Here is a 23987-nt window from a genome sequence, read left to right as displayed (position 1 = left end):
GTCAGAAGTGTGTGCCTCCGTCGACACGCACCTCGGTGCCGGTGATGAACGCACCGTCGGAGCTCGCGAGCATAGCCACCACACCTGCGACGGTCTCGGGTCCGGCGAACCCCTGGCCGAGGGCCGGAGCGAGCTTCGCGAAGAGCATCATGTCCGCGTCCTCCGGCAGTCCCGGGCCACGGCTTGCGCCGCTCTCACCACTGCCGTCGGTCATGCCCGACGAGATCGATCCCGGCTGGACCGCGGTGAAGCGGACTCCCTGCTTCGCGTACTCGGCTGCGAGTGCATGCGTCATCGACTGGATTCCGCCCTTCGACGCCGCGTACGCCGACATGTAGGGGTGCGCGAACATGGCCGACGTGGAACTGAAGTTGACCACAGCAGCGTCGTCCGACTCGATCAGAGCGGGCAGCGACTCCCGGATCATCAGGAAGGTGCCGACGAGATTCACTCGCAGCACCAGCTCGAAGTCCGCGAGCGACGTCTCGTGCGTGTGCGAGGACCGGAGGATGCCCGCGGCGTTGACCAGGGCGTCGATGCCTCCGAGCGCCTCGCGGGCGGCGGCGACACCTGCGGTCACCGACGCCTCGTCGGAGACGTCGATGACCACGGTGGTGAGACGGCCTGCGGCGTCGCCCGCCTTGGCGACGGTGTCCGCGAGACCCGCTTCGCTGACGTCGGCGGCGACGACGGAGCCGCCCTCGGCGAGGACGCGGAGCACCGTCGCCTGACCGATCCCGGATCCGGCCCCGGTGATGACAACTCGGCGACCGTCGAAACGGGCGGGAACAACTGCGGACATGGTGGGCTCCTTCTACGGCTGAGGCAACGTGCGTGGACGCCAAGTCTCGCCCAGAAGCGCGCACACCGTCGCAGAATCTCCCGTCCAGCGGGAGGCGTCCCGACCCGTCCGATCAGCGAAGTCCGACCAACTCGCTCGACTCCTCCCACAGCCCGTCCACCAGGCGCTGGTTCCGCGTTTGACGTGACTGCGGCCCGTTCGGGCGGTTTCGATGGAAGTACACGCCGTTGACCACCGGGTCCGCGCCCCGCCTCGCCAACGCGATCAGCGGCTGCGCGCCCTTCTCCGGCGTGATCGGCCCCAGATGCCGCAACGGTGAACGGTAGGCGAGATCGACCCACTTCGAGTCCCGACCGAAGCTCGTCGCGACGGCGCCGGGGTGGACGGCGGCCGCCACGATCGCATCGCCCGCCCACCGTTGGGCGATCCCCCGCGCGAACAAGATGTTCATCAGCTTGCTGCTGCCGTACGCCCGTGGCTGGCCGATCTGTCGCCGGCGTCCGTCGAGATCGGTGAGATCAACCCTCCCCCATAGATTCCCGATGCTCGAGGTGTTGACCACCAGCGCACCAGCCGACGCCGCCGCCAGCCGCCCATGCAGCAGATTCGTCAGCAGATAACCGGCGAGATGATTCACCTGGAAGTTCGGTTCGAATCCGTCGGCGGTGCGGTCACCGGGGTGGAACGTGCCGCCCGCGTTGTTCAGGAGCACGTCGATCGAGTCGGTCCGCTCGACGATGTCCGCCGCGAGACGACGCACGTCGTCGAGCACACAGAAGTCGGCGCTGAGCACGGCCGCGCCGGTCTGGTCGGCCACCGCGGCGAGCTTGGTGGTCGACCGACCGACGACGATCAAGTCGACGTGGGCGTTCACTCATCGCGGAGTGCGACGAGCAGGTCGCCCGCCTCCACCTGCGCCACCTTGGTGATCGCGGTGCGGCTGACCACACCACCACGCGGGGCGGTGATCGCGGCCTCCATCTTCATCGCCTCGATGGTGCCGATCTGGCCACCGGCCTCCACAGTGTCGCCTTCTGCGACCGACAGCGTGACCACGCCGGCGAACGGCGCGGCGACGTGGCCGGGATCGTTCTTGTCGGCCTTCTCGGCGGCCGGGATGTCGGCGGCGACGGACCGGTCGCGTGCGGCGACCGGCCGGAGCTGACCGTTCAGGATGCACATCACCGTTCGCATCCCGTGCTCGTCCGGTTCCGAGATCGCCTCGAGGCCGATCAGCAGGTTCACACCCTTCGACAGTTCGACGCGACTCTCCTGGCCACTGCGCAGACCGTAGAAGAACTGCCCCGCCGACAGACGCGACGTGTCGCCGAACTGCTCCACGTGCGCGAGGTATTCCTTGGTCGGGCCGGGGAACAGCAGCCGGTTGAGCGTCGCGCGGCGTGTCGCCGAGTCACCTGCCAAGCCGGCCTCGTCCTCGGCCGTCAGCTCGGTCTGCGGCTTGGCCTCGCTGCGACCGGCGAGTGCGCGAGTGCGGAACGGTTCCGGCCAGCCGCCGACCGGGGTGCCGAGCTCACCGCGCAGAAAGCCGATCACCGAATCGGGGATGTCGTAGCGTGCCGGGTCGGCGGCGAAGTCGTCGACGCTGACGCCCGATCCGACAAGCGCCAGGGCGAGGTCACCGACCACCTTCGACGACGGCGTCACCTTCACCAGGCGGCCGAGGAGACGGTCGGCGGCCGCGTACTTGGCTTCGACCTCCTCGAACCGGTCGGCCAGGCCGAGCGCCGCGGCCTGCGTCCGCAGGTTCGACAGCTGACCGCCGGGGATCTCGTGCGTGTACACGCGACCGGTGGGCGACGGGACACCCGACTCGAACGGCACGTACACCTTGCGCAGCGCCTCCCAGTACGGCTCGAGGTCGCAGACCGCGTCCAGGCTGATACCCGTGTCGCGGTCACTGTGCGCCGCTGCCGCGACGATCGCCGACAGCGACGGCTGGCTCGTGGTGCCCGACATCGGGGCACTCGCGCCGTCGACCGCGTCGGCGCCCGCCTGCCACGCGGCGAGGTACGTCGCGAGCTGACCGCCGGGAGTGTCGTGCGTGTGAACGTGAATCGGCAGATCGAACTCCGACCGCAGCGCAGTGACCAGCTTCGTCGCGGCCGTCGGGCGCAGAAGTCCCGCCATGTCCTTGATGGCGAGGACATGCGCGCCCGCGTCGACGATCTGCTCCGCCAGGCGCAGGTAGTAGTCGAGCGTGTAGAGCTTCTCGTCGGGATCCGCGAGGTCACCGGTGTAGCTCATGGCGACCTCCGCGATCGTCGTACCCGTCTCGCGGACCGCGTCGATCGCGGGTCGCATCTGGTCGACGTTGTTGAGGGCGTCGAAGATGCGGAAGATGTCGATGCCGGTGGACGCAGCCTCGGCGACGAACGCACGCGTCACCGACTCCGGGTACGGCGTGTACCCGACGGTGTTGCGGCCGCGGAGCAGCATCTGCAGGCAGATGTTCGGGACGGCCTCACGCAGCTGCGCGAGCCGGTCCCACGGGTCCTCCTTCAGGAAGCGGAGAGCGACGTCGTACGTCGCGCCGCCCCACGCCTCGATCGACAGCAGTTCCGGCGTCAGTCGTGCCACGTGCGGCGCGACCGCGGTCAGGCTCGACGTCCGGACCCGCGTCGCGAGCAGCGACTGGTGCGCGTCGCGGAACGTGGTGTCGGTGACCGCGAGTGCCGACTGCTCGCGCAGTGCTTTCGCGAAGCCCTCCGGGCCGAGTTCCAGGAGTCGCTGCCGGGAACCGGCAGGCGGTTCGACCGTGAGATCCACGGCAGGAAGCTTCTCCGTGGACCGGCCGGTCTTCGGACGGGGACCGTCGGGCAGGTTCACGGTCACGTCGGCGAGGTACGACAGGATCTTCGACGCCCGGTCGGCCGACGCGTTCAACGTCAGCAGGTGCGGGCGTTCCTCGATGAACGACGTCGTGACGTGACCTGCTCGGAAGTCGGGATCGTCGAGCAGTGCCTGCAGGAACGGGATGTTGGTGGAGACGCCGCGAATACGGAACTCGGTGACGGCGCGACGCGCGTGGGCGACGGCCGATTCGAAGTCACGACCGCGGCAGGTGAGTTTGACGAGCATCGAGTCGAAGTAGGCCCCGACCTCCGCGCCCAGTGCGGACCCGCCGTCCAGGCGGATGCCGCCGCCGCCGGGGCTGCGGTAGGCGGTGATGCGCCCGGTGTCCGGTCGGAATCCGTTCGCCGGGTCTTCCGTGGTGATGCGGCACTGCAGTGCGGCGCCGCGGATCACGATCGACTCCTGCGTCAGACCGAGTTCGGCGAGGGTCGCGCCCGCGGCCACGCGCAGCTGCGACTGCACGAGGTCGACGTCGGTGATCTCCTCGGTGACCGTGTGCTCCACCTGGATGCGCGGGTTCATCTCGATGAACATGTGGTGACCACGCTCGTCGACGAGGAATTCGACGGTGCCCGCGCAGCTGTAGCCGATCTGCCTGGCGAAGGCGACGGCGTCGGCGCAGATCTTCTCGCGCAGTGCCGGATCGAGGTTCGGCGCAGGCGCCAGCTCGACGACCTTCTGATGACGTCGCTGCACCGAGCAGTCGCGTTCGAAGAGGTGGATGACGTCGCCGTGGGTGTCGGCGAGGATCTGCACCTCGATGTGCCGCGGGTTGATGACGGCCTGCTCCAGGAACACCGTCGCGTCACCGAACGCCGACTCCGCCTCGCGCGATGCGGCCTCGATGGCCTCACGGAGTCCGGACAACTTCTCCACACGACGCATCCCGCGTCCGCCACCGCCTGCGACGGCCTTGACGAAGATCGGGAACGTCATGGTCTCGGCGACACGCAGCAGCTCGTCGACGTCGGTCGACGGCTCGGACGACGGCAGCACCGGGAGTCCGGCCGCCTTCGCGGCGGCGATCGCCCGTGCCTTGTTGCCGGTCAGTTCGAGCACCTCGCGCGGCGGCCCGACGAAGGTGATGCCCTCGGCCTCACATGCCGCGGCGAGGTCGGGGTTCTCCGACAGGAAGCCGTATCCCGGGTAGATTGCATCTGCGCCGGCCTGTTTGGCCGCATCGATGATGAGACCGATGTCCAGGTAGTTGCGGACGGGATGGCCGGGTTCGCCGATCTGGTACGACTCGTCGGCCTTGGTCCGGTGTCCGGAGTTGCGGTCCTCGTACGGGAACACGGCCACAGTCTTGATGCCGAGTTCGTAGGAGGCGCGGAAGGCGCGGATCGCGATCTCGCCGCGGTTGGCGACGAGGACTTTGGCGAAGTTCTGGGTGGTCATCGGATCGGTGTTCCTTTGATCATCGTCGTGCGACGCCCCGTGAAGGGTTCGGCAGGGAGCGTCGGGAGCATGCCGCGGCGGATTGGTGCACCACGTCATCGTCAAACGTAGTGGCGGCCACCGTAGGTCACAGTCCGATTCATTGAGACTGACGATCTGTTTTTGTCATAGAACGTTCAGGAACGCTCCATGTATTGGCCTGAGCCGATCTCACATTCGGTCGCCGGCGTCCGTCTACCGAGTAGAAACCACGATGAAGGGACCAGCGATGAGCATTCGACACATCGAGTCGAGCACGTCTCTCGGGCAGGTCACGATCGTCGCCGACGTTCCGCGAGGGGAGACGACCACGTCGTTGACCGGGTACGCGGGCGGACTCGAGCGTAAGCAGGCGCTGGTGGAGTTGGACGGGCCCGCGTCGGCCGTTGCCGGACATCTGTTCTGACGACGAGAATGACATTCACGATGAAGAAGCCGTTCGAGGAAGTCGTGCAGCAGCACGGGGAGACCGTCCTACGAGTGTGCCGGTCGATCCTCGGGCTCCACGACGCCGATGACGCCTGGTCGGAGACGTTCCTGTCCGCGATGTGCGCCTACCCCGACCTGCCCGACACCGCGAACGTCGAGGCGTGGCTGGTCACGATCGCCAGGCGCAAGTCGATCGACGTCCACCGCGCCGCCGCACGCAACCCGGTACCCGCCGAGGAACTCCCCGACGCGCCGACTGCACTCGGTGTCCCCGGAGCGGTCGACGGCGAGGTGTGGGAGCACGTCGGACGACTGCCGGATCGGCAACGTCGAGCGATCACCCTGCGCTATCTGGCGGGTATGTCATACGCCGAGATCGCCGCCGTCATCGGCGGCACCGTCGACGCCGCCCGCCGAGCCTCGGCCGATGGCATGAAGAAGCTGCGAAAGACCTATCCGGGCGCGACCGTGAAAGGAGCACGATCATGAACAACACCGACCACGACGCCGTCGCCGCCGCAAGCGCGCCGATCACCGCCGACCTACTGGCACGACTGCACTCCCGACTGGAGGCAGACGCGGCCGCTGAAGGACTTCTCGATGTCGCTTACACCGTCGTCGACTCCCCGGTGGGCGACCTGCTGCTGGCCGCGACACCGACCGGCCTGGTGCGGGTGGCGTTCGCCGTTGAGGATCACGACGCGGTGCTGACCGCGCTCGCGGAGAAGGTCAGCCCACGGATCATGCGGGCCCCGGCCCGTCTCGACCCGGCCGCCCGCGAACTCGACGAGTACTTCGCAGGCCGCCGCCACCGGTTCGACCTGCCCTTGGACCTGTCGTTGTCGAGCGGATTCCGCAGACTCGTGCAGCAGCACCTTCCCGACATCGACTACGGCCAAACCCGCAGCTACAAGGAGATGGCGCTGATGGTCGGCAACCCGAACGCCGTCCGGGCGGTCGGCACAGCGTGCGCGACCAACCCGCTGCCGGTGGTCGTCCCGTGCCACCGGGTGCTGCGCACCGACGGCTCGCTCGGCGGATACATCGGTGGTCTGGAAGCGAAGACGACGCTCCTGGAGATGGAGGCGGCAGCATGAGCTCCCAGACCTGGGGCGAGCGGGTCGACTCGGCGGACTGGGACGCCGTCGCCGCCGAACTCGACGAGTTCGGCGGCGCACTCCTTCCCCAACTGCTCACCCGCGAGGAAGCGGCTGGGATCCGCGACCTGTACGTCGAGGACGGACTCTTTCGCAGCACCGTCGACATGGCACGGCACCGATTCGGCGACGGCCAGTACCGGTACTTGAAGTCCCCCTATCCGGAGCCCGTCGAGCAGCTCAAGCAGGCGTTGTACCCGCGGCTGCTGCCGATCGCCCGTGATTGGTGGACCCGGCTAGGGCGACCCACACCGTGGCCGGACACCCTCGACGAATGGCTCACGCAGTGCCACGACGCCGGTCAGACGAAGTCGACGGCGATCGTCCTGCGGTACGGGCGCGGTGACTGGAACGCACTGCACCGCGACCTCTACGGCGACCTCGTGTTCCCGCTGCAAGTGGTGATCAACCTCAACGAGCCCGGCGTGGACCACACCGGCGGCGAGTTCCTGCTCGTCGAACAACGACCCCGCGCACAGTCGCGAGGCACCAGCACGCAACTTCCGCTAGGGCACGGATACGTGTTCACCACACGCGACCGCCCAGTGAGATCGGCCCGCGGATGGTCCGCGGCACCGGTCCGCCACGGAGTGTCCGCCGTCCGATCCGGCGAGCGCCACACCCTCGCCCTCGTCTTCCACGACGCCGCGTGAGAGCACCGCCGAATCGGTTGAAGCGAGAACGATCAGGAACGCTCGATCTCCAGACACAGCGACGACATCAGGTTGAGCAGAACGTTCAGCCCGTACGTGGTGAGGAATCCACCGACGTGCGGCAGCAGCTCGATGCCGAGCGCCGACGAGAACAGGGGCGACACCGTCGCGTCGTCGATCGTGGTGAGGACGAACGTGATCACCTGCGCCGCGATGTCGGCAGCGAGCTTTGCACTCGCCACCGTCACGTCAGCGAGGGTGATCGTCTGCGCCAGACCGACGCCGCGGCCCAGGAGCTTCGCGACCCCGAGGATCTCGGCGAGCTCAGGATTGTCCGACGAGCCGTTCTCCAAGCCGATGTCGATGATCTTCTCGAGTTCCGACGGCCCGGGGTCGGTTCCTTCGGGAACCCGGGTGGCGCCGAGGAACCTCTCCAGGCCGCGAGTGACCGTCGCGATCCGGTTCGCTGTCTTCTCGTCGCGGGCGTTGGCCTGCAGCAACTTCGACGTGAGCGAGACGATCCGACCGAGCGAGAGGTCGGAGACCGACGGGCAGGTGGACGGCTCGGCGATCGCGAGTTGGTCGGCGATCGACTGGATGATCGCCGGGACCTCGGTGGTGAACTGCAGGTCCGGGTCGGGTTTGCCCGCGCGGGAGATCTCGTCCGGCGTCATCTTCACCAGACACCGGCCGATGATCGCGTCGCTGACCTTCGAGTACAGCAGCGACATGCCCTGTGCGCCGAGTGACAACGGCATCGTGATCAGGGTGATGCTGCTCGCCGGGCCGGCCGCCAGCAGGACCGGCGCGATGTCGTTGAGCACCGACGACGGAATCAACACGGTCAGGTAGAAGTACAGCCACGCGGTCTCGACTGCCTGGCTGATCGTCAGATTGTCGAGCGTGATCGGCTGAGCGTACCGGCCCTCCTTGACGTTCATCAGCTGCGTCACGAGCCACTGGGAGATCGGGTCCCGATGCGTGTTCATGGGGGCCGATTCCGACGCGCCGAGGCCCCTCGGATGCGTCGACACCGCGAGCGTCGAGATCTCCATGCTGCGCAGATCGGCGAGCACCGACGCCCGGACCGTCTCGGCTTCGGCACGCTGCGCGGGCGGAAGGAACGGCGTGAACGAGTCGAACACCGCTCGGACCACAGCACCGAAGGTCGCAGTCTCCGCGCCGACACAGCTCTGGTCGGACGTGCTGTTGTCAGACGACCCGGTGCCCGTCGAGCCGGTGTCGGACGATCCGGTGCCCGAGCTCCCGGCGTCCGGCTTCGCCGGGTGCGTCGGCGACGTGGGCTCGCCGTCCTCCGCCGCGTGCTGCTTGGTGAGCGTGTCGACCCCGCCGGGGGTGGTGACAGCGGCCGGGCTCTCCTCCATCGCGGCCGCTGCCGTCTCCACGGACGCCGTCAGATCACGAGCGGGCACCGGATTGCTCTGCCCGACGCTCATGACGATGACGGAACTCGCGAGAAGGGCGCCGCCGACGCGGATCACCCGCGACGACAGGAGACGACTAATTGCCACTGGACTACAAACCCTCTACTCACGACGTCACGCATGACCATGCGACGTCCACGAGTACATTCAGCCACGAGTTACGTCGATCACAACGCCTGCGGCTCAGTGCTGACACACACACGGCCCGAGTCTGGCGTCGGCCGGTCGAAATCGTGCCGTCGACCGCCGCGCGGGTCTCACATAGTCATCCCAGTGGTCACCGCAGTGGGACCGCGACATCCGATCCGCCCTCGTGAGTGAGACGAGCACCGACCTGGACGATCTGGGGAGTCGGCGCGAACCCGCCGGCGAAGAGCACCTGTCCCTGGCCGAACGACGGCGAACGATCGAGGAGGGTCGGCGGGGCGTAACCGAAGACCTGCCCCAACTCAGCGAGGTCGAGCGCCGAGCTCATCTTCATCAACCCGAGGTTGTCGCACTGCGACAGGGCGTTCGGATGGACCTTCGACGGGCGCTGCGTCGAGAGAAGCAGCCAGATCCCGTACTTGCGGCCCTCGGCGGCTATCTGCACGATCCGGTCGGTGAGCAGCCTCTCCAGCGGCGTTGACGGGTTGGGCATGCAGAGATTGTGCGCTTCGTCGATCACGACTAGTCGGCCCACACGCTGACCGCGGTGCGCCCACAGGTTGTCCAAGACGGCCAGCGCGGTCGCCTGCGACTCCTCTGGCGTCCCGAACGATCCGAGGTCGACAACGGTCGCATCAGCCCGTTCCGCGATCGCATCGGTGACGTCCGGCTGCCCCCACGCCCACAGGTCCCAGTCGGCCACGCCGAGGTTCTCCAAACGGACCGCGATTCGCAGAAACTGCTCGTCCCCGCTTCTCCGCAGCCACTCGACGAGCGGTTCGTCCATGTCGGGCAGACCTGCGGCGGCCGATCTGATCATCGTGTTGAACTCGTCCGCGTCCCGGATCGGGTCGAGTTGAAGGATCGCCGACCGCGACCTGATGTCCATGTCCACGAACCGGACCTTCAGCGGGTTCTCCGCGCCGTCACCCGGCCGGAGCACTCGGACGGTGCGTCGGGCCAGTTCCGCCGACGCATCCTCCGGGGCGTCAGCGCGGACGGAGCCGAGTTCGGTGAAGTCGGAGTTCGGGTCCAGAACGACGATCGGCAACTCGGTGTGAAGCATCACCTGCTCGAGGAGCACACCGAGCGCGTACGTCTTTCCTGAACCGCTCTGGCCACACCAGAAGGTGTGCCGATTCAACCGGTGAGCCAGCAGCGACGCGGCGGTCTCGGAGTCGAGGTGGGTTCCGATCGGGAGATGAGTCGACATGCCGGGATCGTAGCGTTCGTCGCGCCGCCTAGGGGCCGTCCGCTCAGTTCACCACCGCGTGGCCGACACAGCGGTACCGGCGACGGTCGTCCGATCCTCGTCGAGACAGATCGACCGCAGGACGTTGTGGAAGACGACCAGTCCGTACGTGTTCGGAGCGTTGATCACACCCTTGATCCGCGGCATCAGGTCGACGCCGCCCATGGTCGCGGCGAGTCCCGACGCGACCTGATCCTGAATCAGTGAGATCACCTGAGTGGTCAGCGCGTACGCGAAGTACGCGGCCGTGAGCGATTTGGTGACCGTCAGGTCCCACATCGGGACCATCTCACCGGGCTTGTCGCCCTTCGCGAGATTGTGTGCCAACCCGACGAGCATGTCGGTGAGCGCACCGCCCGCGTACGGCGCCACGCCGAGCCCGTACGACAGCAGGGTCTCGACTGTCGAGAAGTCTGCGGGATCCGCGGGGATCAGGTTGTGGGGCACCAGCGTGGTCTTCATGAACTGCTTCAGGCCGCGGATCCGGTTCTTGACCTCGGCTGCCGTGCCGCGGTTCGGCGCGACCGCCTGGAGGTACTCGGAGGTCCGTTCGACGACGCGCCCCAGGGACATGTCGGCGACGGCGGGACACGTTCCGGGTTCGGCGATCGACACCTGACCTGCGATGTCGGCGATGATCGACGGAACCTGCGAGGTGAAGGCCAGGTCGGGGTCGGGCCTGCCCGCCTGTTCGATCTGCGCCGGGGTCATCTGCGCGGTGCAGCGGTCGACCACCGCATTGCTGATCGCCTTGTAGAACAGCTTCATTCCGGCCGTGCCGATGGTGATCGGAAGGGTGATCAGGGTGCCGAGCGACGTCGGGCCGACTGAGTAGAACGTCGGCATCGTGTCCTTGGCCATCGTCAGCGGGATGACGGCGGTCAGGTAGAAGTACAACCACGCCGTCTCCACCGCCTGCGACACCGTGAGGTTGTCGACGCGAATCGGCCGACCGGCGTCGCCGTCCTTGACGTTCATCAGCTGCGTCACGATCCACTGCGAGATCGGATCGCGATAGGTGTTGATCGGCGCATCGTCGGACGCACCGAGGTCCGAGGGGTGCATCGAGATCGCGAGATCGGAGATCGTCATCTGATGCAGGCCGGACAGCGCGTTCGTCTTCGCCGCCTGTGCCGCGGCACGATGCTGCGCGGGTATCTGCGGAAGGAACGAGTCGAACACCGCGCTGAAGACGACGCCGAGGGTCGCCGACCGGCCGGGCGCGCACACGGTACCGTCCGGGGACGTCACCGTCGGACGTGTCTTCCGGGGCGACGTCGGCGCATCGGATTCCTCATCGGCTGTGGTCGCCCTGTCGACCGGAATCTGCTCAGGAAGGTCGATCACCGAGGCGCGGTCCGACGCCGACGGAACGCCGCCCGTGCTCTGCGTGGTGCCGACCACCAACAGTCCGCACACCATCGCGGCTGTTCCGATTCGCAGCGCCCGTGCGCGTGCCGTCTTACCGAACGTAATCACGTGAAGTTCTCCCGACTCACCAGCGTGCGGCAAGCACGCGACCGCTCTGTATCTAGCCACGCCGAGGACCGTTCTGCGCAATGAGACGGCAGTTTCGACACGAAATTAATCATCTGTTCGGACTAACGGCAAATCTGTGCCAGAGAGCGGCGTCGAGCGTCACGAAACTGCAGCCCGCATCGATCAGTTTTCGAGAAGCGGGAGTCGCGCAGACCGCCGTAGCGTTCTTCCCATGACATCGATCAACACACTCACCATCACCGCATCCGACGTCGACGCGACGCGGACCTTCTACAACTCGGCCTTCGGCCTCGGCGACCTGCTCCGCGTCGAGCACTCCGACGAACCGTCATCGGGCTTCCGCGGCTTCGCAGTCTCCCTCGTCGTCGCCGACGCCGGCGTGGTCGACGGGTTCTTCGACGCCGCCGTCGCCGCAGGGGCGAAGATCGTCAAGCCCGCGTCGAAGTCCCTCTGGGGGTACGGCGCGACCCTCGAGGCGCCCGACGGCACCGTGTGGACGCTCGCATCGTCGACGAAGAAGGCCACCGGAGCGCCTCTGGGCGTCGTCGACTCGATCGTCCTGCTGCTCGGCGCGTCCGATGTGGCGGCCACGAAGGCGTTCTACGTCGACAAGGGCCTGACCGTCGCGAAGAGCTTCGGCCGCAAGTACGTCGAATTCGAGAAGGGCGACGGACAGATCACCCTCGCACTGCAGAGCCGCAAGGCCACCGCCAAGAACGCCGGCGTGCCCGCTGACGGCAACGGGTCCCATCGCCTCCTCGTGTCGTCCGACGCCGGCGCGTTCACCGACCCCGACGGCTTCGCCTGGGTATAGGGCGTCAGAGGGCGAACGAGACGCCGGTCAGCTCCGCCGACAGGTCCCACAACTTCGTCGCGAGATCGAGGTCGCTCGCGCGGGCGGTGCGGCCCGCGAGCGCCGGGTGACCGCGCATCTCGTTGAGCCCGTCGGGTCCGACGTACGATCCGCCCGGCAGGTCCTGGCTCGCGGCGAACAGCATCGGCCACGTCCCCGCCTCAGCCGACTGTGCGATCACCTTGTTGCCGATCCGTCCACCCCAGTCGAACACCGGATTACCGGTGCGGGTCTGCAGGTTGGTGGCCGCGTAGCCGGGATGGGCGGCAATCGATCGGACCGTCGACCCGGCGGCGGTCAGCTTGCGCTGCAACTCGAGCGAGAACAGCAGGTTGGCGAGTTTCGACTGCCCGTACGCGGTCGCCCTGTTGTAGCCGCGCCGTTCCCAGTTGAGATCGGCGAGGTCGATTCGGCCACTGCGGTGCATCATCGACGACATCGTGACGACTCGGTCTGTGACGTGCGGAAGCAGCAGATTCGTGAGGGCGAAATGACCCAGGTGGTTGGTGCCGATCTGCATCTCGAACCCGTCCGCGGTCCGCGACTCGGGCACATTCATCACACCCGCATTGTTCGCCAGGACGGCGATGTCGCCGCTCCAGTCGCGCGCGAAGTCGCGGATCGACGAAAGGTCCGCGAGGTCGAGGCGTCGGACGTCGGTGTGTCCGCTCAGAGATGCCGCGGCCTTCTCGCCTTTGGTCGTGTCACGGACAGCGAGGACTACGTGCGCACCGACTCGCGCGAACTCCCGAGCCGCCACCAGACCCAGCCCACTGTTCGCGCCGGTGACGATCACCGTCCGACCGGTGAAGTCGGGAAGGTCGTCGGATGTCCACGTCATCGCATCGCTGGTCATCAATCCTTGCTATCACTCATCGCGACGCCTGTCATCGGCCGACGATGACTCGGGCCCCCCACGGACCCGAGTCACCGGCCGACGCCTATGAGGCGAACAGCCAATCGATCGATCGATCAACTGGTGGGTACCGTAGGCGGCGGGCGGCGACGATGTCCACCGAACGGCATGAATTCGGCCGTTCGGCGGATCGCCCTAGGGCGATTCACCCTCACTCTGCATCTCGATGAGCTTGAGCAGTATCGCGCGGAGTTCCGCCTTGGAGTCGCCGATCGCGGCGATCAGGCGAGGATCCGTGCGTTCCCGTTCCACCAGCGACTCGTAGACAGTGCGGCCCGCGGCAGTCGCGGCGACAACCCTGCGACGATGATCCCCGGGATCGACTTCCCGCGTGACGTATCCACTGCGCACGAGCCGTTCGATCGTGTGGCTCGCGGTCTGGTCGGTCACCCTGGCGGCCCGCGCGATCTCACGCTGCGAAGACGGCCCGGCGGCGACGGTGTGCAACACCACGAGGCCGGCGCTCGACATGTCGTACTCGCGGAGCACACTCTCCCATTCGTGCTCCACCAGGCGCGCCGCCATCGAGAGCAACCGCCCGGTCGGCCACCCTGCGTATCCATCGTTCACGCCGATCAACCTACCTCCGAACGGGCGCGGGATTCGGACCGTTGAATTACTCAGTAGACTGAGCTTTAATTGCGGTACGTGAGCACGACACATCGCGGCCCCACGACGATCTCGGAGGACTCCGTGCCCGACCTCGCAGACACAGAACAGCCGACGAGTCGCAAACGATGGCTCATCCCCGCACTCTTGATCATCGTTTGGCTCATCGTCGGATCGATGGGCGGACAGTTCGCCGGCCGCCTCGGCGACGTTCAGACCAACGACAACTCGTCATTTCTACCTGCGTCTGCAGAAGCAACCGAGGTGGCGGAGCTCGAATCGTCATTCATCGACAGCACCAGCGTCCCGGCGATCATCGCCGCGTCACGCGATTCTGGAGTCACCCCCGCCGACATCGACTTCCTACAGACGGCGACCGCCGGCGCAGCCGACGCGAACCAAGCCGTTCGAGCCGCCTCAGCCGCCGTGCAGTCGCAGGACGGCGCAGCCGCGCGAGTCGTCGTTCCGATCGATTCGACGAGCGACGTCGCGGCCGTCGTCGAAGAGTTGCGCGAGGTGCTCGCCACGGGCGCGCCCGACGGCTTGTCCATGTATGTGACCGGCCCCGCGGGAACCGCCGCAGACCTGACCGAAGCGTTCGGCGGAATCGACGGGCTCCTCCTGCTCGTGGCAGGCATCGTCGTGATCCTGATCCTCATCGTCGTGTACCGGAGTCCCATCCTTCCGTTCGTCGTCATCCTGTCGGCGATCTTTGCGCTCGCTCTGGCCAGTGCGGTCGTGTACTGGCTCGCGTCCACCGACACGATCACGCTCAACGGCCAGAGCCAGGGCATCCTCTTCATCCTGGTGTTCGGCGCCGCGACCGATTACGCACTCCTGCTCGTCGCCCGTTACCGGGAGGAACTCTCCACAACGGACGACAAGTACGACGCGATGCGCACCGCATGGCGGGCGACCATCGAACCGGTCGCCGCGTCAGCGGGCACCGTGATCGCCGGCGTTCTGTGTCTGCTGCTGTCGGATCTGAACTCGAACCGCAGCCTCGGGCCGGTCGCCGCCATCGGAATCGCGGCGTCGCTGATCGCGTCGATGACATTCCTGCCCGCGGTCCTCGCGCTCATCGGACAGCGCGCCTTCTGGCCGCGGACTCCTGTCCACACGGTGTCACGACCTGCCGATGCCGAGCAGTCTCACCGCATCTGGGCAGCGCTCGCGCGGCAGGTCTCGCGCCGTCCGCGCACGATCTGGGTGGCCTGCGCGCTTCTGCTCGGCATTTTCGCCGCCCTCATGCCGTCCTTCAAGGCCGACGGCGTCGCCCAGTCGGACACGTTCCTCGTCACCGTCGACTCACAACGAGGTCAGGAAGTCCTCTCAGCGCATTTCAACGCGGACGCCGGGTCCCCCGCGCTCATCATCACGAGCTCGGAAACAGTCGCCGCAGTTCAGAAAGCTGCGGCAGGCGTCGACGGAGTCGCCGCCGTGACCCCGGTCAGCGACGCCGGCGGTGCTCCCAAGAGTGTGGACGGCCGCTCCGCACTGCGAGCCGAACTCACCGACCCGGCAGATTCGCTCGCCGCAGAGGACACCGTCGTCCGCCTCCGCGACGCCGTCCAGTCCGTCGACGGCTCCGATGCCCTTGTCGGCGGTTCGACAGCCGTCGACTTGGACACGAAGACCACCGCAACACACGACAAGAATCTGATCATTCCCGTCGTGAGCCTGGTCGTCCTGCTGATCCTGTGTCTGCTGCTCCGCTCGATCCTCGCGCCGTTGATCCTGATGGCGACGGTGATCCTCTCGTTCGCGGCCACACTCGGGATCTCGTCGATCGTGTTCAACCACATCCTCGGGTTCCCCGGTGCGGATCCCGTCGTCCCGCTGTTCGCCTTCGTGTTCCTGGTGGCCCTCGGGATCGACTACAACATCTTCCTGATGACGCGGGCACGCGAGGAGGCCCTCGAGATCGGGACGCGCCAGGGAATCATCAAGGCGTTGACCGTGACCGGTGGAGTGATCACGTCGGCAGGCGTCGTCCTCGCCGCCACCTTCTCCGCGCTCTCGGTGATTCCGCTGATCTTCCTCGCGCAGATCGCCTTCATCGTCGCGTTCGGAGTGCTGCTCGACGCCCTGATCGTCCGGACCCTGCTGGTCCCGGCCCTGGTGCACGACATCGGACAGAAGGTCTGGTGGCCCAGCCCCCTAAGCCGTTCCGAGCAAAGCCCCAAGGCTCCCCGCTCGTAGGACATGGCTCCGGAGCCCAACCGTCCTCATCGTTGAGCGACGGCGCCTCCCCCTGCTCGTTGAGCGCCTTTCGTCTCGCAGGCTCGCTCAAGACCCGCGAAGCGAGTCGAAGCGTCCGCACATACAGCAATCCCATAGAACACACAGGCGAAAGTATTGTGTGATCAGACACGCTCCTGTATATTGGAGATAACAAACAGGGCGGATCGAAAGGAGGCGAACCCCATGACCACCACCTTCGACCTCCCCGATTCGCCTCTAGAGCTCGCCCGCCTGCAAGACGCAGTATCAGTGAAACTGTCCGCGGTGTCACTGACTCCGATGACCGACGACGACGTGCTCGACATGTCCGAGGTCTTCGAACGTTCCAATCGCCGGTCCGACGGCATCGGCGCCCGCCTGTACGCGGAGGTGTCCACCCGCGGCGCCAACCGCAAAGCCGGCGTCCAGACGCCGGGCAAGTACCTCACCGCCACCCTGCGCCTGGGCCTCGGCGCCAGCAAGCGCCGCGTCGCCGCAGCATTGGCACTCACCTCGATGTACAACTACTCCGGCGATCAGCTCGACCCGACCCTGCCGGCCACCGCCATCGCCGTTGCCGATGGCGACCTGTCGGTCGACCACGTCAATGAGATCGTCGCCGTGATCGACGAGATCCCCGCCGCCATCCCCGCCGAAGACAAGGCCCGTGCTGAGCAGGAGCTCGCCGAACTGTCCCGGCAGTTGACCCCGGAGGGGACCCGGGAAGTCGGCCGCCGCATCCTGGCACACCTCGACCCCGACGGGTCGCTGACCGACGACGCAGACCGCGCACGCACCCGCGGATTTGCGATCCAACCGCAGGACAAGCGGCTGATGTCCAAGATCCGGGCGCAACTGTCGCCGTCGCTTCGAGCAAAACTCGAAGCAATCCTCACCCTCTGGGCAGAGCCAGGGATGAACAACCCGGACGACCCGGAATCACCCCGCGGCGCGGCCTACGGTGCAGATGCGGAAGCTCTCGCCGCCGCGCGTGAGCGCGACGTGCGGTCGCAGTCCCAGCGCAACCACGACGCGCTCGAAGCGATGCTCGACCACCTTTTGGCGAACGGCGCGCTCGGCGACTCCGTCGCCCTCCCCGCCCACCTGGTCGTGACGGCCTCGCTCGAGGACCTAGAAGACCGCGCGGGTGTCGCGGTCACCGCGACTGGCACCCGTCTGCCCGTGGCCGATCTGGTCGACATCGCCGCCGATGCGACGCCGTGGCTTGAAGTGTTCGAGGATCAGTCCTCGCAGATCCTGTTCCTGGGTCGCGGCAAGCGTCTGGCATCGCTGGCTCAGCGGCTCGCGTTGTTCGGTCGGGACCGCGGATGCACCGCACCCGGATGCACCACCCCGTGGTCACGGACGCAGGCGCATCACATGCCTGACTGGCAAGACGGTGGACCCACCGATATCGATCATTTGGGTGGGGCCTGCGGTCCTCACAACCGGAGTGTTGCGACGACACTCGGCGGATGGGAGACCACCGTCCTCACCTCTGGCCCGTTCAAGGGCCGGGTCGGATGGCGGCCCACCGGCTCGAACCAGCCGTGGAAAGTCAACCACTCGCTCCAGCCGGAAAAGCTCCTCCCGGCCATCCGGGCAACCCAGTCCGGATCGGCTGTCGAGAAGTGGCTCTCCTGCCGGATCCCGGCACCACCACCGGGACCGCCGGCCCCACCCGGGGTCGACGTGGTGCGGAACCCCGCCTGAGCTGGTCAGGCGGGGACACCGCCATGCTCGCAGGACTCCGGACTCCATCTCAGCCCGCTTCCAGTGAATGGAACTACTGCTTGTTGCAGCAAGCCACCACTGCCACGTTGAAACCATGACTGCTCAACTCACTCTCAGCACCGCCGACCAGCTCATGGCAATCGAGGAGATCAAGCGGGCGTTCTGCGCCCGACTCCGCTGCATGGACAACAAGCAGTGGGAGATCTATCCGACGCTGCACACCGACGATGTGGTCTCCGAGACCTGGGGAGGGCTGCCGGCCGACAAGCAGCCGAAAACCGGTGACACGTCGAATCGCATCGTCGGAAAGGACAAGTTGACCGCCGCGATCAGCAGCTTCCTCGACGGCGACGTCAAAGTGACGACGGTGCATCACGGCCACATGCCGGAGATCGAACTGACGTCGGACACCACCGCCCGCGGCATCTGGGCGATGGAGGACAAGCTCTGGTGGACCAACGGCGATCACGAGGAGCATCTCCACGGATATGGCCACTACCACGAGGAGTACCGCAAGGAGAACGGTCGCTGGCTGATCAGCTACCGCCGGCTCAGTCGCCTCCGCGAAGACACGACTCCGAACTACTTCGACTACGTCAAGGCGCTGTAGGCGCGTCGAAGCACGCACCGGTCGATTCGGCGACGGCCCGTAGCTCGGCGAGCTGATCGGTGTAGTGCGCGAGGCTCGATGCGGTGAGCGACGCCGTGATGATCGTCGCTCCCGCATCGCGCAGACTCTCCAACCGGCGGCGGGTGTCCTCGGGATCACCGAGCGGATCGAGCAGTCCGCTCGTGAGGACGACGTCGAAACCATCGGGAAGGTCGACGCTCGACAGCATCTGGGACACCTGCTCCGGCGTCAAGGCGAACGGGCTGAACCCGTCACCCAGGTCAACAGCTCGGCGGAGCGCCCGACGGGTGCGTCCACCGACCCAGACCGGGACCGAGTCCTGCACGGCGTGCGGCTCCACCATCACGTCGTCGTACGCGTAGAACGGACCGTCGTGCGTCGGGGTACCGGTGGAGAACGCCGACCGGATTGCCGCGAGCGCATCGTCGGCACGGGCGCCGCGGTCGTCGAAGGGCATGTCAAGGAGCTCGAACTCCTCGCGCAGGCTGCCGACGCCGACGCCGAGGACCAGTCGTCCACCGGACACCTGGTCGAGGGTGCCGTAGCGTTTCGCGACCTCGAGCGGATGGTGATAACCGAGGACCAACACGCTGGTGGCGAATCGAATGCGGTCGGTGACTGCGGCCAGATATCCGAACGTCGCGAGCGGATCCCAATAGACGCCGCCCCGTTCGGCGGCGACGTCGACCGGCACCGCCACGTGTTCACTGCACGTCACGTGGTGATAACCGAGTTGGTCAGCAGCTTTCGTCACAGTCGCCAACTCGGCGATGCCCGAACCGGCCTCCCAGACTTGTGTGGTCGGCGGATAGGCGGTGACAACGGGGAGACCGAGACCGACGAACATCAGATCGCTCCGAGAATCGACGCTGACGAATCATGGCGGACAAGGTCGGACATGTACTCACTCCCCGATCGCGGACTGTTTCCTCGAGCATCGCACGCACCGAGTCGACATCCATGCGTGGTCCTGCTGGGTGGGAGAACCACGCCGTGGTGAGCGCAGGAGTCGCCCTGTTCCCGGCATACGTGGCACTATCGGACGGGAGAGTCTCTTCTGGGGGTGTGTGGTGCCGTACTTCGGTCTGATCGTGCTGGTGGTCTGGGCGATAGCGCTCATCGACGTCGTCGTGGCCGAGGAGTACCGCGTCCGGCATCTGCCGAAGATCGCGTGGCTCATCATCGTGATCCTGCTGCCGCTCGTCGGTTCCCTCGTGTGGTTCCTCGTCGGCCGCCCGGAAGGCGCCCCCGCAGCCGCCCGGACCACGGGTTACCCCGAGTACGAACGGCCGGGCAGGTCGGCGCCGTCCAACCCGGACGACGACGAGGAGTTCCTCCGATCGATCCGCGAACGAGCGGAAGAACAGCGCCGCAAGGGCCGCGAACTGCGCGATAAGCAGGACCCAGACGGCACTCCCACTGCGGACTGATCCCCGGGCGACCCGCACATTGGCTCATCGATGCGGTAAGCGACGCTCAGACGCTACCTGCCTGCTCGACCACAAGAATCCGCGCTTCCGGTGCGGGATGCGCGATGTGCTCGTCTCCGACCTCGACGCAGCACACCGTTCCCGGAGTCAGCCGTTCGACATGCTCGTCGCCGTCCACCCGGTAATGCATTTCCACCGCGCCGTCGAGGACAACGAATACCTCGGGTCCGTCGTTCACATGCCACACATACGGCTGATCGGTCCAATGCAACCGGACCGTGGCAGAACCGATGTCCGCAAGGTCGAGCGCACCCCACGGACGATCGGCGGTGAATTCGGCGGAGGCATAAAAACGCACGAGATCTCACTCCTTGCTCGATGAAGCGCAGTCCGGGTCCAGCGTACGGCCCATTCCTGGCGAGGGTCGTTGACGTCGGTCGCCGGCTACCACTCCGGCCGCCTCCGGATACCGGACCTCGCTACGATTGTCGGGCGATGGAGTGCCTTCTGGTCACGCCGCCGCCCGACCGGAGGAGAACGTACGATGTTGCACCTGCGCGTCACCTCTCCGAGTGACCGCTCATCGCATGTTCTGCGCATACTCACCGAGGAACGCGGCGCCACACACGTGACGCTGGCCGTCGGCGTCTCGGTCGACCCGGCCGGTGACGTCATCGAGGCTGATGTGACACGCGGCTGCGCCAACGACGTCCTGAGTGCGTTGACGGAGTTGGACATCGCAAGAACGGGCAGCATCACTATCGAGCCCACCGGCACCGTTCTCTCTGACGCCGCGGACCGAGCTGACCGCGCATCGCGCACGCGCTCGGACGAAGCGGTGGTGTGGGATCAGCTGCTCGCCCACATGCGCGCAGGTGCCCGACTGACGCCCGTGTTCATGGTCTTCTTGACGATTGCGTTCCTGTTGTCAGCGGTCGGCATGGCGACAGCCTCTCAGCTCACCCTTGTCGGCGCGATGGTCGTTGGGCCCGAGTTCCGGCCGCTGGCAGCGCTGGCGGTCGGCATCGTCCGACGAGACGCCGAGCTCATGCGGAGCGCCGCACGGACGTTGGCCATCTCGTTCCCCGTAGCGATGGTGGTCACTGCACTGGCCACCATGCTGTGGATACGCCTCGGGTGGATCGGCACAGGCGATGTCGAGAACGCACGCGCATTCGACTTCATCTACGAGGTCGGGCCGTTCTCGCTGGTAGTAGCACTGCTGGCGGGAGCGGCGGGAATGTTGGCTCTCGTCACCAGCACCTCCACCGTGCTGGTCGGAGTGTTCATCTCAGTGACGACGGTTCCCGCCGCAGGCCTGGCGGTCGTCGCGATGTTCGCCGGTAAGTGGAACGTCGCGCTGAGCTCTTTCGGTCAGCTCAGCGTGAATCTGATCGGGATCGTCGCCGCCGGAGTCGTAGTCCTGCTGGTGTTGCAACGCATCGGCCGCAGGGGTCAGCTCAAACGCGCCTCATGACCAAGCCCCTCAGCCCGAGCCATATCCGCGATCTTCGATAGATAGATATCAGCGCGAGGCGACGGTCCACCTCACCGGCCGATGTCCGCGCCCGGAGACAGCACCGACAGCACTGAGTTGACTGAGCGCGTACCGGACTTGCCGCTCAGTCAAGGTGCTCGCAGCAATCAGTTCGGCCACCGTGAGACCGGCAGCAGAGTCACTGAGTAGAGCGACCACCTCGTCGCCGTTCGGTACAGCACTCTGCTGACTCGACTCTGGTTGTGCCGCGGCTTCACTCTGATCGGAGACGACAGCGACGTCGAGTACATCGTCCGGGGAGAGATCCAGCGTGCCGGAGAGTCGATATCGTGCACCGCCACGTTCGCCTGCGACAACAGCGAGACCTCTGCTGACGAGATCCTGCAGAAGCGACGTCGCCTCTCGCGAGTCGATCTGATCGAACTCTTGCCGCACCATGCGATTCGTCCACTCTTGGCCGTGGTGCATCGATGCGAGAATGACTCGTTGTTCTTCGGTGAGCCTGTGTCCGGCCACCGCCGTGGTCAACCAGCTCAGATCACGATCCGAAAGGAGACGCCGACGCGACACGACGGCGGTGAAAGACACCCCGGAGTCATGGAATTTCAGCGGTTTGAGGCCTGCGGCTCGCATTCGCTCTCGCGCCTCGCGAATACCTCCACCCTCGCCTTCGATCACTCGTCCGCCATCGGGAAGCGTCAACTTCTGACACAACGCGTAGACAGTTTCATTGACCGCATGCTTGCCGCCGAGGTGCCCTAGTTGAGCTGTGGTGATTCCACGGAGGCCTCCCGGATTCGACACCGTGAGCCGGTCTCCGGTCAGACGAACCTCGACTCTCTTGCCGTGCGAGTGCGGACTCAAATCGCGGTGAACGAGCGCATTGCCGATCAGTTCACGGACCGTCACGGAAGGCAGTTCGGATTCGTCTACCGCATCACCGTCGGACCGATAGCCGATCGTGGTGTGCATGTTCCGTCCCACCCAGTCTCTGATCTCTGCGAACATCACCGGCAGTGGTCCCTCGAAGTGCTGCAAGTCGCGGTTCCGCGAGCCCGCTCCAGTGGGCAGCTGAACCGCCGCAGTTGCGGACCACGACGGCAGGAAACGCTGAGGGTACTCGGCGAGAACATATGCCCCCGCGACCGTCAGAAGCCCGTTCTTCGCCACCACTCCTAGATTCCGCAGAAGGACCTCGTCGCTCTTGTCGCGATGGAATGGCGACGCGTTCCGCGCGTTTCGCAGCAGCGTGTCCACATAGACCGAGTCGAGATCGTCGATACCAGAATCGGGAACATGACGAACGTCGTCGCGCACCCACATAGTCGTGTCTAGAGCGGCCTGCCGCTGGCGATCCTGGAGCATCTGCAACTCGACGTCGCGACCCCGCTTCACCTCGCAGTCAGTGGTGTCTCCCTGCTGGTGACGGAGATCCTCGATCAGATCGTGCAGACCTTCAGGGGAGTCAATCATGACACGAACTTACATACACGCTGATGTAAGTTACAAGGATCTATGTAACTAGATGTAGCTTCGCGCTGTCCCACTGCCGTCGAGTCACCACTCCTGGCGCGAGAGGACAGTTGTCGAGATGCAGCGGAGATTAGCAGCGCTACCCCCGGAAGTCTGACAGAACATGCGTGCCTCGATGAGTCGTGTCAATTTTGATTCTCCATGTGGTCGGCCATCCAAGTCACTTTCGGCGAACATTTGGCGTAGATCGATCTCTTGCGGCGCCCATGCAGCGGCAACCCCTCTGCTCTGACGACCGAGCATCGCCTCACACAAGTCAGCATGTCGCACATATGCCAAGTGCCATAACGCCAATCGGAGAAAGACTCATAGACAACTGCACAAGCCGGTGCTTTGTCCACGCTATCTTGCTCATCTCCACGAGCTGTTTCGACAGTACCGGAAGAAGAGTCGGGCCCTCGAGCCGATCCTGAACGGCTTCGGGCGTCAGGTGCCGCAGGTGTCCGAAATAGACAAAGTTGTCCGGCGCCTCAACCTCGAGGTTGGAGGCCCGTAGCCGGGGACGCACAACCCAGGCCGCACATAGGACGCTAGCTACTAAGAGGAGGATGCCAACGACGTACCAGACTACGGCCCAGCCCCCAAGGTCATGGAGCACCCGCCCCTCGCCCGACAGCGTGATAACTCCCACGAGGAGCGCGGTCTCAATTGTCAGTGCAAATGGCGCCTTCGTATCGGAGATATTGTCAAGACCTGTGGATGAGGTTGTTTCAGGCGGCCTCCTCTTGCGATGTTGATGGGGTGTCGGATTCGACGAGTTTGCCTTTCTCGAAGGTCTTGCCGGCTCGGACGAGGGCGACGACGTGGGGTGCGTTGAAGCGCCCTGGGTTCCGTTCCGAGTCTCAGCAAGGAGAATCGGAGTAC

At 66.0% G+C, this 23987-nt stretch carries 22 protein-coding genes; 10 read left to right on the top strand and 12 right to left on the bottom strand.

Translation table 11 applies throughout. The annotated features are described in order from the left end of the window. Nucleotide 1: 1 nt before the first annotated feature. From GM1_RS04810 to GM1_RS04800, 3 genes are all read right to left on the bottom strand, one after another. Nucleotides 2-802: an SDR family NAD(P)-dependent oxidoreductase gene (locus GM1_RS04810; protein WP_008376984.1), complete on the bottom strand. Its 801-nt coding sequence runs from the start codon at nucleotides 800-802 to the stop codon at nucleotides 2-4. Nucleotides 803-914: 112 nt separating this feature from the next. After that, nucleotides 915-1676 carry an SDR family NAD(P)-dependent oxidoreductase gene (locus tag GM1_RS04805; RefSeq protein WP_008376983.1) on the bottom strand — a complete coding sequence of 254 codons (762 nt, stop codon included), beginning with the start codon at nucleotides 1674-1676 and terminating at the stop codon, nucleotides 915-917. Beyond that, nucleotides 1673-5074: a pyruvate carboxylase gene (locus GM1_RS04800; RefSeq protein ID WP_008376982.1), complete on the bottom strand. Its 3402-nt coding sequence runs from the start codon at nucleotides 5072-5074 to the stop codon at nucleotides 1673-1675. Before GM1_RS04800 ends, GM1_RS04805 begins: the two co-directional genes overlap by 4 nt. A 268-nt stretch (nucleotides 5075-5342) precedes the next feature. Here GM1_RS04800 and GM1_RS22670 point away from each other — a divergent pair, with 268 nt between their 5' ends. From GM1_RS22670 to GM1_RS04780, 4 genes are read left to right on the top strand one after another with little or no spacing between them, the layout of a single operon-like run. After that, entirely contained in the window at nucleotides 5343-5519 is a 177-nt protein-coding gene (locus GM1_RS22670) for a hypothetical protein (protein ID WP_174316861.1), read from the top strand. 20 nt (nucleotides 5520-5539) lie between these two features. After that, the gene (locus GM1_RS04790) at nucleotides 5540-6031 is read left to right on the top strand and encodes an RNA polymerase sigma factor (protein WP_008376980.1); all 492 of its coding nucleotides are present in this window, start codon (nucleotides 5540-5542) and stop codon (nucleotides 6029-6031) included. Beyond that, a complete protein-coding gene (locus GM1_RS04785) occupies nucleotides 6028-6639 on the top strand; it encodes a methylated-DNA--[protein]-cysteine S-methyltransferase (protein ID WP_008376979.1) in 612 nt (203 codons plus the stop codon). Before GM1_RS04790 ends, GM1_RS04785 begins: the two co-directional genes overlap by 4 nt. Beyond that, nucleotides 6636-7352 carry a 2OG-Fe(II) oxygenase gene (locus GM1_RS04780; protein WP_008376978.1) on the top strand — a complete coding sequence of 239 codons (717 nt, stop codon included), beginning with the start codon at nucleotides 6636-6638 and terminating at the stop codon, nucleotides 7350-7352. The genes GM1_RS04785 and GM1_RS04780 overlap by 4 nt, the downstream gene beginning before the upstream one ends. Before the next feature lie 32 nt (nucleotides 7353-7384). On the opposite strand, the gene GM1_RS04775 is transcribed toward GM1_RS04780, so the two are convergent. The 3 genes from GM1_RS04775 to GM1_RS04765 form a co-directional block, all read right to left on the bottom strand. Beyond that, the gene (locus GM1_RS04775) at nucleotides 7385-8884 is read right to left on the bottom strand and encodes a hypothetical protein (protein WP_008376977.1); all 1500 of its coding nucleotides are present in this window, start codon (nucleotides 8882-8884) and stop codon (nucleotides 7385-7387) included. 190 nt (nucleotides 8885-9074) lie between these two features. Further along, complete coding sequence (locus GM1_RS04770) at nucleotides 9075-10157, bottom strand: ATP-binding protein (RefSeq protein ID WP_008376976.1); 1083 nt, start codon at nucleotides 10155-10157, stop codon at nucleotides 9075-9077. 48 nt (nucleotides 10158-10205) lie between these two features. Next, nucleotides 10206-11675, bottom strand: coding sequence for a hypothetical protein (locus tag GM1_RS04765; protein ID WP_008376975.1), 1470 nt, complete (start codon nucleotides 11673-11675; stop codon nucleotides 10206-10208). A gap of 232 nt (nucleotides 11676-11907) precedes the next feature. Between GM1_RS04765 and GM1_RS04760 the strand changes: the two genes are divergently transcribed. Then, entirely contained in the window at nucleotides 11908-12510 is a 603-nt protein-coding gene (locus GM1_RS04760) for a VOC family protein (protein ID WP_008376974.1), read from the top strand. A 4-nt stretch (nucleotides 12511-12514) separates the two neighbouring features. Here GM1_RS04760 and GM1_RS04755 read toward each other — a convergent pair whose 3' ends face one another. Further along, a complete protein-coding gene (locus GM1_RS04755; protein WP_008376973.1) occupies nucleotides 12515-13405 on the bottom strand; it encodes an oxidoreductase in 891 nt (296 codons plus the stop codon). A 195-nt stretch (nucleotides 13406-13600) separates the two neighbouring features. Next, nucleotides 13601-13990 (bottom strand): MarR family winged helix-turn-helix transcriptional regulator, encoded by a 390-nt coding sequence (locus GM1_RS04750; RefSeq protein WP_052005321.1) that lies wholly within the window; start codon nucleotides 13988-13990, stop codon nucleotides 13601-13603. Nucleotides 13991-14158: 168 nt separating this feature from the next. Here GM1_RS04750 and GM1_RS04745 point away from each other — a divergent pair, with 168 nt between their 5' ends. The 3 genes from GM1_RS04745 (at nucleotide 14159) to GM1_RS04735 (ending at nucleotide 18641) form a co-directional block, all read left to right on the top strand. Continuing rightward, nucleotides 14159-16276, top strand: coding sequence for an MMPL family transporter (locus GM1_RS04745; RefSeq protein WP_008376971.1), 2118 nt, complete (start codon nucleotides 14159-14161; stop codon nucleotides 16274-16276). A 225-nt stretch (nucleotides 16277-16501) separates the two neighbouring features. Next, nucleotides 16502-18010, top strand: coding sequence for an HNH endonuclease signature motif containing protein (locus tag GM1_RS04740; protein WP_008376970.1), 1509 nt, complete (start codon nucleotides 16502-16504; stop codon nucleotides 18008-18010). 115 nt (nucleotides 18011-18125) lie between these two features. Continuing rightward, nucleotides 18126-18641 (top strand): nuclear transport factor 2 family protein, encoded by a 516-nt coding sequence (locus GM1_RS04735; protein WP_008376969.1) that lies wholly within the window; start codon nucleotides 18126-18128, stop codon nucleotides 18639-18641. On the opposite strand, the gene GM1_RS04730 is transcribed toward GM1_RS04735, so the two are convergent. Further along, the gene (locus tag GM1_RS04730; RefSeq protein WP_008376968.1) at nucleotides 18628-19509 is read right to left on the bottom strand and encodes an LLM class F420-dependent oxidoreductase; all 882 of its coding nucleotides are present in this window, start codon (nucleotides 19507-19509) and stop codon (nucleotides 18628-18630) included. The two genes, GM1_RS04735 and GM1_RS04730, sit on opposite strands and share 14 nt — an antisense overlap. A 223-nt stretch (nucleotides 19510-19732) precedes the next feature. On the opposite strand from GM1_RS04730, the gene GM1_RS04725 reads away from it, so the two are divergent. Next, nucleotides 19733-20092: a PLD nuclease N-terminal domain-containing protein gene (locus tag GM1_RS04725; protein WP_008376967.1), complete on the top strand. Its 360-nt coding sequence runs from the start codon at nucleotides 19733-19735 to the stop codon at nucleotides 20090-20092. 46 nt (nucleotides 20093-20138) lie between these two features. Here GM1_RS04725 and GM1_RS04720 read toward each other — a convergent pair whose 3' ends face one another. Continuing rightward, entirely contained in the window at nucleotides 20139-20450 is a 312-nt protein-coding gene (locus GM1_RS04720) for a cupin domain-containing protein (RefSeq protein ID WP_008376966.1), read from the bottom strand. A gap of 186 nt (nucleotides 20451-20636) precedes the next feature. Between GM1_RS04720 and GM1_RS04715 the strand changes: the two genes are divergently transcribed. Then, nucleotides 20637-21569, top strand: coding sequence for a DUF389 domain-containing protein (locus GM1_RS04715; protein WP_008376965.1), 933 nt, complete (start codon nucleotides 20637-20639; stop codon nucleotides 21567-21569). 48 nt (nucleotides 21570-21617) lie between these two features. Here GM1_RS04715 and GM1_RS21510 read toward each other — a convergent pair whose 3' ends face one another. Further along, nucleotides 21618-23063, bottom strand: coding sequence for an ATP-binding protein (locus tag GM1_RS21510; protein ID WP_008376964.1), 1446 nt, complete (start codon nucleotides 23061-23063; stop codon nucleotides 21618-21620). A gap of 316 nt (nucleotides 23064-23379) precedes the next feature. Beyond that, nucleotides 23380-23805 carry a Pycsar system effector family protein gene (locus GM1_RS22885; protein WP_464367272.1) on the bottom strand — a complete coding sequence of 142 codons (426 nt, stop codon included), beginning with the start codon at nucleotides 23803-23805 and terminating at the stop codon, nucleotides 23380-23382. Nucleotides 23806-23987 lie beyond the last annotated feature (182 nt).

Source organism: Gordonia malaquae NBRC 108250 (genome assembly GCF_000344135.1).
Taxonomy (GTDB): domain Bacteria; phylum Actinomycetota; class Actinomycetes; order Mycobacteriales; family Mycobacteriaceae; genus Gordonia; species Gordonia malaquae.
This window is presented reverse-complemented; position numbering and strand designations above follow the sequence as displayed.

What these genes read in the sequence shown, in the direction of transcription:
- GM1_RS04780 (WP_008376978.1), top strand. Translation starts at nt 6,636, where the DNA reads ATGAGCTCCCAGACCTGGGGCGAGCGGGTCGACTCGGCGGACTGGGAC.
- GM1_RS04735 (WP_008376969.1), top strand. Translation starts at nt 18,126, where the DNA reads ATGACTGCTCAACTCACTCTCAGCACCGCCGACCAGCTCATGGCAATC.
- GM1_RS04750 (WP_052005321.1), bottom strand. Translation starts at nt 13,990, where the DNA reads ATGGCGGCGCGCCTGGTGGAGCACGAATGGGAGAGTGTGCTCCGCGAG.
- GM1_RS04800 (WP_008376982.1), bottom strand. Translation starts at nt 5,074, where the DNA reads ATGACCACCCAGAACTTCGCCAAAGTCCTCGTCGCCAACCGCGGCGAG.
- GM1_RS21510 (WP_008376964.1), bottom strand. Translation starts at nt 23,063, where the DNA reads ATGATTGACTCCCCTGAAGGTCTGCACGATCTGATCGAGGATCTCCGT.
- GM1_RS22670 (WP_174316861.1), top strand. Translation starts at nt 5,343, where the DNA reads ATGAGCATTCGACACATCGAGTCGAGCACGTCTCTCGGGCAGGTCACG.
- GM1_RS04755 (WP_008376973.1), bottom strand. Translation starts at nt 13,405, where the DNA reads ATGACCAGCGATGCGATGACGTGGACATCCGACGACCTTCCCGACTTC.
- GM1_RS04730 (WP_008376968.1), bottom strand. Translation starts at nt 19,509, where the DNA reads ATGTTCGTCGGTCTCGGTCTCCCCGTTGTCACCGCCTATCCGCCGACC.
- GM1_RS04760 (WP_008376974.1), top strand. Translation starts at nt 11,908, where the DNA reads ATGACATCGATCAACACACTCACCATCACCGCATCCGACGTCGACGCG.
- GM1_RS04810 (WP_008376984.1), bottom strand. Translation starts at nt 802, where the DNA reads ATGTCCGCAGTTGTTCCCGCCCGTTTCGACGGTCGCCGAGTTGTCATC.
- GM1_RS04715 (WP_008376965.1), top strand. Translation starts at nt 20,637, where the DNA reads ATGTTGCACCTGCGCGTCACCTCTCCGAGTGACCGCTCATCGCATGTT.
- GM1_RS04740 (WP_008376970.1), top strand. Translation starts at nt 16,502, where the DNA reads ATGACCACCACCTTCGACCTCCCCGATTCGCCTCTAGAGCTCGCCCGC.
- GM1_RS04785 (WP_008376979.1), top strand. Translation starts at nt 6,028, where the DNA reads ATGAACAACACCGACCACGACGCCGTCGCCGCCGCAAGCGCGCCGATC.
- GM1_RS04790 (WP_008376980.1), top strand. Translation starts at nt 5,540, where the DNA reads ATGAAGAAGCCGTTCGAGGAAGTCGTGCAGCAGCACGGGGAGACCGTC.
- GM1_RS04770 (WP_008376976.1), bottom strand. Translation starts at nt 10,157, where the DNA reads ATGTCGACTCATCTCCCGATCGGAACCCACCTCGACTCCGAGACCGCC.